General features: G+C 66.1%; 11 protein-coding genes. 5 read left to right on the plus strand and 6 right to left on the minus strand.

Annotation, left to right across the window (positions count from 1 at the left end):
- The first annotated feature begins 42 nt into the window (after window positions 1-42).
- Entirely contained in the window at window positions 43-942 is a 900-nt protein-coding gene (locus IY716_RS06110; RefSeq protein ID WP_218220669.1) for a LysR family transcriptional regulator, read from the plus strand.
- A 189-nt stretch (window positions 943-1,131) separates the two neighbouring features.
- Here the strand turns inward: IY716_RS06110 and IY716_RS06115 are convergent, their stop codons facing one another.
- The 4 genes from IY716_RS06115 to IY716_RS06130 form a co-directional block, all read right to left on the minus strand.
- Window positions 1,132-2,733 (minus strand): sulfatase-like hydrolase/transferase, encoded by a 1,602-nt coding sequence (locus IY716_RS06115; protein ID WP_218220670.1) that lies wholly within the window; start codon window positions 2,731-2,733, stop codon window positions 1,132-1,134.
- A gap of 98 nt (window positions 2,734-2,831) precedes the next feature.
- Window positions 2,832-4,940 carry a phenylacetic acid degradation bifunctional protein PaaZ gene (gene paaZ / locus IY716_RS06120; RefSeq protein ID WP_218220671.1) on the minus strand — a complete coding sequence of 703 codons (2,109 nt, stop codon included), beginning with the start codon at window positions 4,938-4,940 and terminating at the stop codon, window positions 2,832-2,834.
- A 125-nt stretch (window positions 4,941-5,065) separates the two neighbouring features.
- Entirely contained in the window at window positions 5,066-6,082 is a 1,017-nt protein-coding gene (locus IY716_RS06125; RefSeq protein ID WP_218220672.1) for an MDR family oxidoreductase, read from the minus strand.
- Complete coding sequence (locus IY716_RS06130; protein ID WP_369699605.1) at window positions 6,079-6,525, minus strand: Lrp/AsnC family transcriptional regulator; 447 nt, start codon at window positions 6,523-6,525, stop codon at window positions 6,079-6,081. The genes IY716_RS06125 and IY716_RS06130 overlap by 4 nt, the downstream gene beginning before the upstream one ends.
- 235 nt (window positions 6,526-6,760) lie before the next feature.
- Between IY716_RS06130 and pdhA the strand changes: the two genes are divergently transcribed.
- The 4 genes from pdhA (at window position 6,761) to IY716_RS06150 (ending at window position 11,608) form a co-directional block, all read left to right on the plus strand.
- Window positions 6,761-7,945, plus strand: a complete 1,185-nt coding sequence (gene pdhA, locus IY716_RS06135; protein ID WP_218220674.1) for a pyruvate dehydrogenase (acetyl-transferring) E1 component subunit alpha — start codon at window positions 6,761-6,763, stop codon at window positions 7,943-7,945.
- 3 nt (window positions 7,946-7,948) lie between these two features.
- A complete protein-coding gene (locus tag IY716_RS06140; RefSeq protein ID WP_218220675.1) occupies window positions 7,949-9,025 on the plus strand; it encodes an alpha-ketoacid dehydrogenase subunit beta in 1,077 nt (358 codons plus the stop codon).
- A 1-nt stretch (window position 9,026) separates the two neighbouring features.
- Window positions 9,027-10,568: a dihydrolipoamide acetyltransferase family protein gene (locus tag IY716_RS06145; protein WP_218220676.1), complete on the plus strand. Its 1,542-nt coding sequence runs from the start codon at window positions 9,027-9,029 to the stop codon at window positions 10,566-10,568.
- 149 nt (window positions 10,569-10,717) lie between these two features.
- A complete protein-coding gene (locus IY716_RS06150; RefSeq protein WP_218220677.1) occupies window positions 10,718-11,608 on the plus strand; it encodes an urea carboxylase-associated family protein in 891 nt (296 codons plus the stop codon).
- A 117-nt stretch (window positions 11,609-11,725) separates the two neighbouring features.
- Here IY716_RS06150 and glpK read toward each other — a convergent pair whose 3' ends face one another.
- Both glpK and IY716_RS06160 read right to left on the minus strand, forming a co-directional pair.
- A complete protein-coding gene (gene glpK / locus IY716_RS06155; RefSeq protein WP_218220678.1) occupies window positions 11,726-13,240 on the minus strand; it encodes a glycerol kinase GlpK in 1,515 nt (504 codons plus the stop codon).
- Between the two features lie 79 nt (window positions 13,241-13,319).
- On the minus strand, window positions 13,320-14,063 hold the full coding sequence (locus tag IY716_RS06160) for an MIP/aquaporin family protein (protein WP_218220679.1): 744 nt from the start codon (window positions 14,061-14,063) through the stop codon (window positions 13,320-13,322).
- Window positions 14,064-14,118: the final 55 nt, after the last annotated feature.

Genomic DNA, 14,118 nt, shown 5'->3' on the forward strand with positions numbered 1-14,118 from the left:
GGACAACTGCAGGTTTTCAACGGATTCCTATAGCCTGAAGCTATGTCTTTGAACCAGATGCGGGCTTTTCTCATGGTCGTCTCCATGGGGAGCTTCTCCGGGGCAGCAACAGAGATGCAGATGGCGCAGCCTTCGGTGTCTGGAATGATCAAGAGAATCGAACAGGCCTACGGCGTGCGGCTTTTCACCAGGGGGCCGCGACGCCTCGTCTTGACCAACGCAGGCCAGGAGCTTCTCCCGTATGCGAAAGCGGCCGTGGAAGCGGCGGACAACGCCGACGTCGCGCTTCGATCCCTCACGTCTCTCGCTGGCGGGGTCGCCACCTTCGGACTGCTGCGCAACGCAAACTACTACTTCCTCTCACGCCTGCTCGAAACATTCACGACGCGGTTTCCGGATGTGCGCCTGAGGGTCTTCGGCCTCAACTCAGCCGAAGTTGCAGAAGCAGTAGCGGCTGGCGATCTGGAAGCAGGCCTCGTCGTGCTGCCGATCGACTCAGAGGGCTTGCAGGTGACGCCTCTGATGAGAGACGAAGTCTTTTACGCCTCGGCAGACCCCTCGCGCACGGCAAGCCCCGTCACGATCCGAGACCTCTCGCAGGCCGATCTGATCCTCTACGACGCGCATTACGGCTGGCGAGATCCTACACGGCGGCAACTCGCAGAGCGCGCCAACCTCGAAGGGGTGACTCTCACGGCTCGAATCGAAGTGGAACACGTTGAATCTGCGCTGGACATGGTGCAGCACGGACACGGCGACACGATCATCTCAGGGGCAGTCAGAGCAGGGAAAGCCTTCCCCCCATCGATCCATACCGCCCCATTTGCTGAACCGATGTATGACACGATCGCCCTTGTTCAGAGACCCGGAGCGGTACTCTCACCCGCCACGCGTGAACTCACCAGACTCGCTCAACGGATGCTGCTCCAACCGAATTTCTAAGCGCTGTCAGTTGTGGCCTCGCGATCCACCGCAGGAAGGTGCCGGAGCGGAGGTCCGTCGCCTGTCGGGAATCAGCGCAATTCTCAAGAACCGTCTCCCCCGAAAACATCGTAGACCTCCGGCGATGTCGTAGAGCTATAGCTCTACGATTCGCTAGAGGTCTACGATTTTCTCCGGGAGGGGGCGGGGTTACGGGGTGACGTCTTCGCCGACCCAGGCGTCCTCGTAGAACTGCGAAGACCTGGACTTCAACAGCTCGGTGTACGCCTCGTCGGGGAGCGACTGCGCTGAATCCTCGGGCACCTCGGTGGTGAACGCTGACACGCCCAGACCGGCCTCGTGGTCCTCCACGTTCAGCCCGGCGATCTCCAAGAGGGTGGGGAACATGTTCAGCTGGTCCATGTCCGAACGCAGCGGGGCCTCCTCCCCGCCCGGAACCCAGATGCGATTGAAGAGAGCGCGGGTCTCGTCATCGCCCAGCTCTTCGTGGAAGGCATCGCCGGCGTCCACAGGCTTGAGGTGGTCACCCATGATCACCACGGCTGTGTCCTCGAGGTAGCCCTGCTCCTCCATATGCTTCACGAGTCCGGCCACCTGATCCATCGAGCATGCATACACCGAGGTGGCTTCCTTCTCTGTGTCCACTGTGCAGTAGTCATGGACGTGCACAGGCTCGTGCGTGTCGAGGGTGAGCACTGAGAGGTTGAAGGGCTCGCCCGTCACCTCGGACTCGGCATGCAGGGCATCGAGCTCGTCCTTGGCGTATTCCATGAGCCGCTGGTCACTCAGGCCCCAGTCGCTGCGGAAGCTGCTGTCGGGCTCTCCCCGGTCGCGCCAGTCACCTCGGCCCAGCACCTTCGAGTAGCCATGATCGCCGAGCATGGTGTCCTTCGCCGCAAAGGAGGGGTTGGCACCTCCGAGGAAGACGTTGGTGTAGCCGTTGTCCTTGAGGATGTCACCGAAGCAGGTCAGCCCACCGAGATAGGTCTCGGTCCCCACGCCGCTCTCGGCATAGGATCCGCTGCTCGCTGCGGAGAGGATGCCGTCGAGCGGAACTCCGCACTGCGTCGAGACCAGTCCGGCCATGGTCCAGCCGCTGCCGTCGTACTCACGCAGATCATCGATGCTCTGCCACCCATCTTCAGCGCGGGTGACCTCCTTCAGCGAAGCATAGGCATCCTTCTCGAAGACCTCGTCATCCCCGAGCGCCGCCTCGCCAGATTCGAGATACACCATGACCATATTGCGCTCGTCACCCTCGCTGGTGACGTTCGGCTTCACGTAGTGGTCGCCGATCTCATAACTGGAGTCGGCGGCGTCGATGTAGTCCGTGACCTGGACCGTGCTGACGAATGCAGCGGGCCCGCCGATGATGAGCGTGAGAACCACGACGGCGTACATTCCGCGTCCGAACCATGTGGGGCGAGTGTGGTCCGACGCAGACTGATGGGTCCGGGTCTTGGAGCTGCGGTGACGCAGTCGACGCATGATGGACGGCCAGAACATGATGGCGATGGTCAGCAGCAGCGGCACGACGCCGATGCCCAGGATGCAGACCCAGACGATGACGCCGCCTCCGCCGCCGATCTCCATCGACATGAGGTTCATGAGCACCTGGACCACGGTGACCTTGCCCCAGTGATAGTGGATGATGGCCGCCGCGATGAGCAGCGCCATTCCCAGCCAGGTCAGCGTGAACAGCAGCACGCCAGCAAGGACCCTGCCGATCCGCCCGGTCGTGGATCGAGCCCGCCGGGAACCGGCAGCATCCCGCGATCCAGATGCATGCATGTCCGTCATCCCTGCTCCACCTCAAGTTCACCTGAAAGTCATTCAGCGAACCACGATACTCTTTCTTGCTCGGTGTGATGCGGAACAGGGTTCGAGGGTCACACCCACTCGGGCTTGTTCTCCTTCGCCACACGGGTCAGCACGTCATAGGTGGCCACGATCTCGTCATGCTGGTTGTGCAGCACCGTGTCCCAGCGGACCTCGCCGTAATCATCGGTCTCGCGCGGGATGATCTGCTTGGCGGTCAGGGTCACTCGGATCGAGTCGTCGTAGGTCACCGGGGTCTGGAAGGAGAGGTTCTCCAGGCCGGTGTTCGCCAGCACCGGCCCCGGTGCCGGCTCCACGAAGAGCCCCGCAGCCCAGGCCACCAGCAGGTAGCCGTGCGCCACCCGGCGCGGGAAGAACGGGTTCGCGGTCGCGGCCTCTTCATTGGTGTGCGCGTAGAAGGTGTCTCCGGTGGACTCGGCGAAGGCGGTGATGTCCTCCAGCGCCACAGTGCGCAGGCCCGAGGCGAACTGGTCGCCGATGCGCAGCTCCGCCAGGGACTTGCGGAACGGGTGCACCGCCGTGCCCTCGGCCACCGTCTCCGGCGTCGCCGTGACGGCCTTCGCTCCGCGGTGCCAGACTCCGGTCACGCCGGTGAGGAGATCGGGCGAGCCCTGGACCGCGGTGCGCTGCATATAGTGCTTCACTGCGCGGATGCCGCCCAGCTCTTCGCCGCCCCCGGCCCGGCCGGGACCGCCGTGGACCAGATGCGGCAGCGGGGATCCGTGCCCGGTGGAGGTCTTCGCGTCGTCGCGGTCGAGGAAGAGCACCCGGCCGTGATGGGAGGCGATCCCCCGGGTGAACTCCGCGGCGATCTCCGGGTCGTGGGTGCAGACCGTTGCCACCAGGGAACCGCCGCCGAGCGCGGCGAGGTCAACGGCGTCGTCGATGTCGGCATAGCCGAGCACCGAGGTGACCGGCCCGAAGGCCTCGACCGAGTGCACCGCGGGGGTGCGGGGCTCGGCGAAGGAGAGCACGGTGGCCGGGAAGAATGCGCCCCGTGCAGCATCGGCCGAGCCGGTGCCTGATTCGGGTCCGCCCACCCGCACCGCGCCGCCGGCGCTGACCAGCGTGTCCACCGCCCGGGCGACCTCATCGCGCTGGTCGGTGGAGGCCAGCGGCCCCATCGTGGTGTCGGCGTCACGCGGATCACCGAGGACCACACGGGACTCGAGCCGGGCACGCAGCGCCTCCACCACAGGGTCCACCTGGGCGGAGGGCACGATGACGCGGCGGATGGCGGTGCACTTCTGTCCCGTCTTCGCGGTCATCTCCAGGGTCACCGACTTGATGAAGGCCTCGAACTCCACGGTGTCAGGCGCCGCATCGGGGCCGAGGATGGCGGCATTGAGCGAATCGGTCTCCGCGGTGAAGCGCACGCCCTGGTTCGCCACATTCTCATGGGAGCGCAGCAGCTGGGCGGTGTTCGCGGAACCGGTGAAGGCCACGTGATCTCGATGATCCAGGTGATCGAGCAGGTCGCGGGCGGATCCGGAGATCAGCTGCAGCGCACCGGCGGGGATCAGTCCGGAATCGATCATCAGCCGCACACAGGCCTGCGTGACATAGGCGGTCTGTGAGGCGGGCTTCACGATGGTCGGGACCCCGGCGATGAAGCTGGGGGCAAACTTCTCGAGCATCCCCCAGACGGGGAAGTTGAAGGCGTTGATCTGCACCGCGACACCGGTCAGCCTGGTGTAGATGTGTTCACCCAGGAAGGATCCGTCCCGGGAGAGCTGCTCCACCGCCCCGTCGACGATGACGTTCGCGTTCGGCAGCTCCTTGCGCCCCTTGGAGGAGAAGGTGCGGATCGTACCGATGCCGCCGTCGACGTCGACCAGGTGGTCCCGACGCGTGGAGCCGGTCCGGTCGGAGAGCTCGTAGAGCTCCTCGCGGTGCTCGTGGAGGTAGGCCGCCAGGTGCTTGAGCCGCAGCGCACGCTGGTGGATCGTCAGCTGCCCCAGACTGGTCTGACCTGCCGAGCGGGCATGGGCGACGGCGGCCGCCGTGTCCACCCCCTCCGTGGAGACCTGGCAGACCGGCTCACCGGTGGACGCGTCGAGGATCTCGCTGACCCGCTCCGGGCTCTCCGGGGTCCACCAGGAGTCCTGGATGTAGCTGGGCAGCAGGCGCGGAGCCGCAGAAGTTTCAATGGCAGCCATGGGGTCCTCTCGATGAGCGTGGGACAGACCGGAGCAGAACTGACCGATCGGTCGGTAATTTATCCCATCCTAACGTGGGATCTCCGGATGTGACACCCCACACACAGCGCCAGCGGCGAGCCGGGTCAGCTCGCGAGATTCACCACGGTGCGGCCACGGACCTTGCCGGCGAGGATCTGCTCCGCCTGCTCGAACACCCCGTCCAGAGCGATCTCCTGGGTCATCTCATCCAGCAGCTCCAGGGGCAGGTCAGCGGCAAGCCGCGCCCAGGCCTCTTCGCGCAGCGACTGCGGCGCGGTCACCGAATTGATCCCGGCGAGCGTGACCCCGCGCAGGATGAACGGCATCACGGTGGTGGGCAGGTCGTGGCCCTGTGCGAGCCCGCAGCTGGTGACGGTGCCGCCGTCGTCGGTCTGGGAGAGGATGTTCGCCAGCGTGGCCGAACCGGCCGAATCCACGCCGCCCGCCCAGCGGCGCTTCTGCAGCGGGGCGCCGGGCTCGGCGAACTCCGCGCGGTCCAGCAGCGCGCTGGCACCGAGGCGACGGAGGTAATCGCCCTCGGTGTCCGCACGCCCGGTCACCGCGCTCACCTGGTAGCCGAGCTTCGCCAGAAGTGCGATCGCCACCGATCCCACACCCCCGGCAGAACCGGTGACGACGACGGCGCCTGCCTCAGGCCGCACTCCCCCGCGCTCCAGCGCAAGCACCGAGAGCATCGCGGTGAACCCTGCTGTGCCGATGGCGGCGGCCCGGCGCGGGGTCAGCCCCGCGGGGAGCCTCACCAGGTGCTGACCCGACACGCGGGCCCGCTGCGCGAGGCCACCGTGGGCCGACTCCCCGATGCCGCCACCGGTGAGCACCACCTCGTCACCGATGTCGAACTGCGGGTCCCCCGAGGCGGTCACCTTCCCGACCAGATCGATGCCGGGGATCAGCGGAGAGGTGCGGGCGACCCCCGGCTTGCCCGCCAGAGCAAGCCCGTCCTTGTAGTTGATCCCGGAGTAGTGGACGTCGATGTCCACCGGGGCGTCGCCGCCGGAGTCGGCGAGGAAATCTTCCTCGAGATCGATCAGTTCTGCCTGATGCTCCTGGACTCGGCCCTTGTTCAGGGTCTGCTGGATCAGTGCTGCGCGAAAGGTCATGACTGCCTCCTTGGCATTGGGTGCTCATGCTGAGTGTGGTCGTCGAAGATCAACGCCGTCTGTGAGGACTGGACGCAGGCCAGGGACTGGATCCGCTCGAAGATCACCCGGCGAAGCTCCTCCACGGTCCGGGTGCGGACCAGCAGTACGGCGTCGTACTGTCCTCCCACCAGGGCCAGGTGCCGCACCGCAGGCTCATCGGCGAGCGCGCCGCGCAGCACCTCCCAGTCATCCTGCTTCAGCGTGAGGAAGACATAGGCGGCAGTGGCCATCCCGGCGGCGCGGGAATCGATCACGGCGGTGTAGCCCTCGAGCACTCCCGATCGACGCAGGCGAGAGATGCGCTCGTAGGCGTTGGCGCGGGAGAGGTGGAGCCCGGCGGCGATGGCCGAGACCGACTGACGGGCGTCCACACTGAGCGCATGCAGGATCCGGTGATCCACTGAGTCCAGTGAGATGTCGCGTTCTGTCGGTCTGTCTCGTCCCTGGCCCATAGTTCTGGACGATACCAGCGTTGCCGCATCTCAATCATGCAGTTCGTCCAGCCTCAGCCTCCTCGCGGCAGACCCTGTCTCGGATCCGCGGCGCGGATAGCTCAATGCAGGTGAGCTCAGCCACACTCATACCAAGAGTGTGATGCACCACACGTGCCATTGACGTCTTTTGAGGAGGCTGGGCATGACCAGCGACACAGCGCCGGGGTCCACCGAACAGGGCTCCCACATCCGGGACACCAGCAGCAGCTTCGGGATCACGCCGGAGCAGTACATGCTCCCGGCTGCCCAGCAGATTCGCATGCTCGGCCCCGACGGGAGACTGATCCCCGAGGAGGAGCAGGGCACCAGCCCGGGACACGAGTACCCGATCCCGGAAGACGACGCGCTGCTTGCAGCCTATGAGGCGCTGGTGGTGGGCCGCCGCGTCAATGACCAGAACTACGCCCTGGTCCGGCAGGGTCGGCTCGCCGTCTACCCCTCCTCCCACGGCCAGGAGGCCTGCCAGGTCGGGGCCGCGCTCGCATTGGGCGACGGGGACTGGATGTTCCCCACCTACCGCGACACTGTGGCCACCATCAGCCGCGGCGTCGACCCGTTGGAGGTCATGGTCTCGTTCCGCGGGGACTGGCACTGCGGCTACGACCCGCTGCAGTACAAGATCTCGGCGATGTCGACCCCGCTGACCACCCAGCTGCTGCATGCAGTCGGGGTCGCCCATGCGGCCAAGCTGCGCGGGGAGGACACCGTGGTCCTGGCCATGTGCGGCGACGGCGCCACCAGTGAAGGCGATTTCCATGAAGCGCTGAACTTCGCCGCCGTCTTCGAGGTCCCAGTCGTCTTCTTCGTGCAGAACAACGGCTACGCCATCTCGGTGCCGCTCTCACATCAGACCGCCGCCCCCTCGCTGGCTCACAAGGCGATCGGCTATGGAATGGCCGGTGAGCAGGTCGACGGCAATGACATGGTGGCCGTGCTGGCCACGCTGCGCCGCGCCGTCGACCTCGCTCGCAAGAATTCGATGCCGCTTCTGCTCGAGGCCATCACCTACCGCATGCAGGCCCACACCAACGCCGACGACGACTCCCGCTACCGCGAGTCCGATGAGGTCGAGCAGTGGAAGCAGCGCGATCCGCTGCAGCGCATGCGCACCTTCCTCACCGATCGCGGCGTGCTCGATGAGAACGCGGAGACCCGCATCAGCGGCAAGGCCGAGGAGGTCGCCGCGGCCCTGCGGCTCGCCATGACCACCGAACCGGCCATGGACCCGCTGGAGATCTTCGACCACGTCTATTCCGCTCCCACCGCCCAGCTGCGCGAACAGCGCGCCCAGCTGGCCGATGAGCTCGCTCGAAACCAGGAGGGCTGACCCATGGCCACCACGACCACCACGCCCGCAGCGGCCGAGACCGCGACGGCCGCCAAGCCCACCACCTTCGCCGCAGCGCTGAACACTGCGATGTCCGATGCCATGGAGCGCGAGGCCTCGGTCTGCGTCTTCGGCGAGGACGTCGGCACGCTCGGCGGTGTCTTCCGCATCACCGACGGGCTGACCCAGCGCTTCGGCAAGGGCCGCTGCTTCGACACTCCGTTGGCCGAATCGGGCATCGCCGGCATGGCCATGGGCATGGCGATGAACGGCATGCGCCCGGTCATCGAGATGCAGTTCGACGCCTTCGCCTATCCGGCGCTGGAACAGATCTTCAGCCACATCGCCAAGACCGCGAACCGCTCCCGCGGGCGGGTCCGCCTGCCCATGGTCATACGCATCCCCTACGGCGGCGGAGTCGGCGGGGTGGAGCACCACTGCGACTCCTCCGAGGCCTACTACGCGCACACTCCCGGGCTGAAGATCTACACCCCGGCCACCGTGAGCGACGCCTACCTGATGCTGCGCGAGGCCATCGACTCCCCCGATCCCGTGGTCTTCTTCGAGCCGAAGAAGCTCTACTGGACCAAGGAGAGCGTGGATCTCAGCGCGCTGCGAACCCAGTACGAGTCCGCCGCAGAGGATTCCACGACGCCGGCCGCCGGAGTCGGAGCCGAGGGCCGCGCCGTCGTCGTCCGGGAGGGCACCGACGTCTCCTTCATCAGCTACGGGCCCAGTGTGTCCACCGCGCTCAAGGCTGCCGAGGCCGCCGCAGAGGACGGGATCTCTGCGGAGGTCCTGGACCTGCGCAGCATCGTCCCTTTCGACGACGCCGCCCTGGCCGCCACGGTGGCCAAGACCGGACGCGCGATCGTGATCGCCGAGGCGCAGGGCTTCGTGTCCGTGGCCTCGGAGATCGTCGCCCGGATCCAGGAGCGCAGCTTCCATTCGCTCTCCTCCCCGGTCAAGCGCGTGACCGGCTTCGACATTCCGTATCCGTCGCCGAAGCTCGAGGAGCACCACCTGCCCAGCGTGGACCGCATCCTGGACGCTCTCGACGAACTGCAGTGGGAGGACTGAGATGACCACGTTCAATCTGCCCGATCTGGGCGAAGGACTCACTGAGGCCACGCTGCTGAGCTGGCTGGTGGCCGAGGGCGAGACGATCGTGGTGGACCAGCCCATCGCCGAGGTCGAGACCGCGAAATCCGCGATCGAGGTCCCCTCCCCGTATGCCGGAGTCGTCACCACGCTCCACGGCGCCGTGGGCGAGACCATGATCGTCGACCAGCCGCTGATCACTGTGGACGGCGAGGGTGCCGAGGGCGGTGCCACCGACTCCAGCGATGATGCCGCCCCGACCGGTGCCGCTGAGGATGCCGGAGCGCTGAGCTACCGTGAGGAGGAGCGCGCCGGCACCACCCCCGCCACCGGGGACGTCTCCCACCCCGAGGAAGGTTCCTCCGGTGAGGAGGACGAGGGATCGGGCAACGTCCTGATCGGCTACGGCACCTCCACCTCCTCGAACAGCCGACGACGACGCCGGCGCAACGGTGCTGTGCGCCAGACCGACGCCGCCGGCAGCGGTGAGAACACGCCGGCGGGTCCCGCCGTCCCGACCGCCCAGCAGAAGGCCCCTCGGGTCTCCTCCCCGCTGGTGCGCCGCCTCGCACGGGAGCACTCCGTTGCACTGAGCGAACTCAGCGGTTCCGGCCCGGACGGAATGATCCTGCGCGCCGATGTGCAGGCAGCGATCAGTGTCTCCTCGAAGCAGGACGCAACCGCTGCGCAGAGCATTCCAGCAGCGGATCGGGCTGCGACCACCGGGGCTCCGGCGGCGTCTTCGAAGACCGCCGCGGCCCCTAAGGCAGCAGCCGGCTCCACGACGGCGGCCGCTCCCGGGGGTCTCGAGGTGCGCGAGCGCGTCCCGATGTCCGGGATGCGCAAGGCCGTGGCCACCACCCTGTCCCGCTCACGTCGCGAGATCCCCGAGGCGACCGTCTGGCAGGACGTGGACATGACCGAGGTCCTCGCCCTGCGTGCCCGCCTCAAGGAACAGGCGGCCAAGGACGGCGGCGCGGCACCCTCGTTGCTCGCTCTGCTGAGTCGATTCGTGCTGGCCGGGCTCTCGCGCTATCCGGATCTTGCCACCCGGCTCGAGGAGCGCGAGGACGGCGGTCAGGAGATCGTGCACTTCGACGGGGTGAACCTCGGGTTTGCGGCGCAGACTCCGGGCGGTCTGGTGGTGCCGGTGATCCGGCACGCCGAACGGCTCTCGGCCCGGGGGCTGCACACCGAGATCGGACGGCTCGTCGGCGAGGCTCGCGAGGGGTCGATCTCTGGCAAGGAGCTCACCGGGGGGACCTTCACGGTGAACAACTACGGGGTCTTCGGCTCGGACGGGGCCACGCCGATCATCAACCATCCAGAGGTGGGCATCCTGGGCATCGGTCGAATCCTGGACCGCGCCTGGGCCGTCAACGGGGAGCTGGCAGTGCGCAAGGTCGCGACGCTGACCATCGCCTTCGACCACCGGGTGTGCGACGGCGGCACCGCCGGTGGGTTCCTCAACTTCGTGGCGACCTGCCTGGAGGACCCATCCTCCGCGCTGGCTGATCTGTAGCGCTGACTCTGCCCGCAGAGCTGAGCAAGGAGGGGCCGGCGTCGACAGGGGCTGTCGATGCCGGCCCCTGCTCTTCGTCTCAGGAGATGCGGTGCAGGCCGCGGGGTAGTAGGAATGGAGGCTCGTGGACGAACCTTCGAGGAGTCAGCATGACCGACGACCCCAGCACACACCCCAGCGCACCCCCCGACGCACCCCGCCGCTATGCTCAGCCCGCGGCGTATCAGTCACGTCCCGGTTCACCGCTCGATCTCGATCGCGGCTTCTACTCGGGTATGGCCGCGGCAGACCGCACGCTCACCCAGGAGTTTGAGATCCCGGTCCGTTCTGCGCAGGCATGGGAGGTCAAGGCAGGGTCGATCGTGCGAATCCATGCGGTGGAAGGGCCTCAGGTCGGTGACCTGAATCTCTGGAACCTGCACAACCCTCGCGAACATTTCTGGGCGGCGCGGACCCGGCAGCTGCAGCGCGCGTCGATGACCACCTATGACCGCTTCTGGTCCACGCTGCCGTACCTGCGGCCCATGGCGACCGTGGTCGGGGACTCTCTGGCCGATCATCCCGACGCCGAGGTCATCCATGACCTCTTGGGCACGCGCTGTGATCCCTATGTCAATCGCATGCTGAGCGGGGAGGACTTCGATCTGCACTGTCATTCGAACCTCACACGGGCGGTGCTGGATCATGGCCTCGCCGAATCCGACATCCACGATGTGCTCAACGTCTTCCAGTTCGCGGGCCTGAACGAGAAGCGCGAGTACTTCATGGACACCTGTCCCACGCAGCCCGGCGACTTCTTCGAGTTCTTCGCCGAGATCGACCTGCTCTGTGCACTCTCCACCTGCCCGGGCGGAGATCTCTCCATGCACATGTGGGGACCGGAGGCGGCGACCCCGCAGGAGCAGCTGGAGCACTGTCACCCGCTCGGCGTCCAGGTCTTCTCCGTGGCCGAGGATGCGCTCCGCGGCTGGGCACAGCCGCAGACCGCAGCGTATCGCGGCAAGAACGGTCGCCACGGGCTGCAGCGGCACTCCGCCTAGAACTCGAGCTTCATCCTGCCTAGAACTGGGAGAAGACCACGTGAGACACGAGCGGGCCCGGGGCGATCAGAGATCACCCCGGGCCCGCTCCACTCACCTGAATCAGGTGGCTGCTGATTACTTGACGTCGTCGTCCACCCAGTCGAAGGTCCGCGTCACGGCCTTCTTCCAGAGTCGCAGCTGACGGTCGCGCTCTGCCTCGTCCATGGCAGGCTCCCAGCGCTTGTCCTCGGCCCAATTGGCCGCCAACTCGTCCGTGTCATTCCAGAAGCCCACCGCGAGACCCGCAGCGTAGGCCGCGCCCAGCGCTGTGGTCTCGGTGACCTTCGGACGGACCACGGGAATGCCGAGGATATCGGCCTGGAACTGCATCAGGGCGTCGTTGGCCACCATGCCGCCGTCGACCCTCAGGTCCTCCATGTCGACCCCGGAGTCGGCATTTGCGGCATCCAGCACCTCGCGGGTCTGGAAGGCAGTGGCCTCCAGGGCTGCACGGGCGATGTGACCCTTGTTCACGAAGCGTGTCAGGCCCACGATGGCTCCTCGCGCCTCGCCGCGCCAGTAGGGAGCGAACAGACCCGAGAACGCCGGCACGACGTACACGCCACCGTTGTCCTTGACGGACTTGGCCAGCTGCTCCACCTCCGGGGCCGTCTTGATGAAGCCCAGGTTGTCGCGCAGCCACTGGATCAACGATCCGGTCACCGCGATGGAGCCTTCCAGGGCGTAGACCGGCTTGGCATCACCGAGCTTGTAGCAGACCGTGGTCAGCAGTCCGTTCTCCGAGCGGACGATCTCCTCACCGGTATTGACGATCAGGAAGTTGCCGGTCCCATAGGTGTTCTTGGCACCGCCCTTTTCGAACGCAGCCTGCCCGAAGGTGGCGGCCTGCTGGTCGCCCAGGATTCCGGCCACCGGGGTCTCGCGCAGCAGCTGCGCGCCGTGGACCTTGCCATAGACCTCGGAGGATGACTTGATCTCCGGCAGCATCGAAAGCGGCACACCGAAAGCCTCCAGGATGTCTTCATCCCAGGTGAGCGTCTCGATGTCCATGAACATGGTTCGGGAGGCGTTGGTGACATCGGTGATGTGCACACCACCTTCGGTGCCACCGGTGAGGTGCCAGGTGATCCAGGAGTCGGTGTTGCCGAAGAGCAGGTCTCCGGCCTCTGCCCTGGCGCGGGCGCCTTCGACGTTGTCCAGGATCCACTTCACCTTGGTGCCGGAGAAGTAGGTCGCCAGCGGCAGACCGACCTTCGTCTTGAAGCGCTCGACTCCGCCGTCGGCGGCAAGCTCGTCCACGATCGGCTGAGTGCGGGTGTCCTGCCAGACGATCGCGTTGTAGACCGGCTCACCGGTGTTCTTGTCCCACACCACGGTGGTCTCACGCTGGTTGGTGATGCCCACCGCGGCGATGTCATGCCGGGTGAGGTTCACCTTGGACAGCGCGTTGCCGATGACCTCTCGGGTGTTGTTCCAGATCTCCATCGGGTCATGCTCGACCCAGCCCGCCTTGGGAAAGATCTGCTCGTGCTCCTTCTGGCCCGAGGACACGATGTTGCCGGTGTGATCAAAGATGATCGCGCGGCTCGATGTGGTTCCCTGGTCAATCGCAATGACGTACTTCGACATGTTCTTCTCCTCTTTGAGTGTTCTATCAGTCGATCATGCTGTGGCAGGCCGTGTTGGAATCACGGGCCTGCTCGGGATTTCAGCTGACTGCCGGGAAGCTGACCACCATGGCAAGCAGACCACCCAGAGCACCACCGATCAAGGGGCCGACCACGGGGACCCATGCGTAGGACCAGTCGCTGCCGCCCTTGCCCTTGATGGGCAGCAGGGCGTGGGCGATCCTGGGGCCCAGGTCACGCGCCGGATTGATGGCGTAGCCCGTGGGCCCGCCGAGAGACGCGCCGATGCCGACCACGAGCAGCGCGACCGCCAGCGGACCGAGGCCCGAAGGCGTGCTCCCCTGGGCGATGATCACGAAGACCAGGACGAAGGTCGCGATGATCTCGGTCACCAGGTTCCAGCCATAGGACCGGATCGCAGGACCTGTGGAGAAGACTCCGAGCTTCGTGGCGGCATCAGGCTCGGCGTCGAAATGCGGCTTATAGCTGAGGTAGCACAACACCGCGCCGATGATCCCTCCCAGAATCTGCGCGAGGAAATACAGCACGACGTTGAGGAACGTCTTGTCGATTTCCGGGCCGAGGGTGGCGGTATCGGCGTTGACGAGCAGGCCGATGGTGACAGCGGGGTTCAGGTGTGCCCCGGAGAGTGCTGCGACGTAGACACCGGCGAAGACGCCGAGACCCCAGCCGAAGTTGACCATGAGAAACCCAGCGCCGTTGCCCTTCGTCCCCTTCAGGGCGACGTTCGCGACGACGCCGCCGCCGAGCAGCAGCAGCAACATGGTGCCGAAGGTCTCAGCGACAAATACTTCAAGAGACATCTTTGGCTCCTTTCCTTATTCTTTTCTATGTTGTTGATCCAGTGGCGCGAATGCA

The sequence above is a fragment of the Nesterenkonia sp. Act20 genome (assembly GCF_019173455.1).
In the GTDB taxonomy this organism is placed as follows: domain Bacteria; phylum Actinomycetota; class Actinomycetes; order Actinomycetales; family Micrococcaceae; genus Nesterenkonia.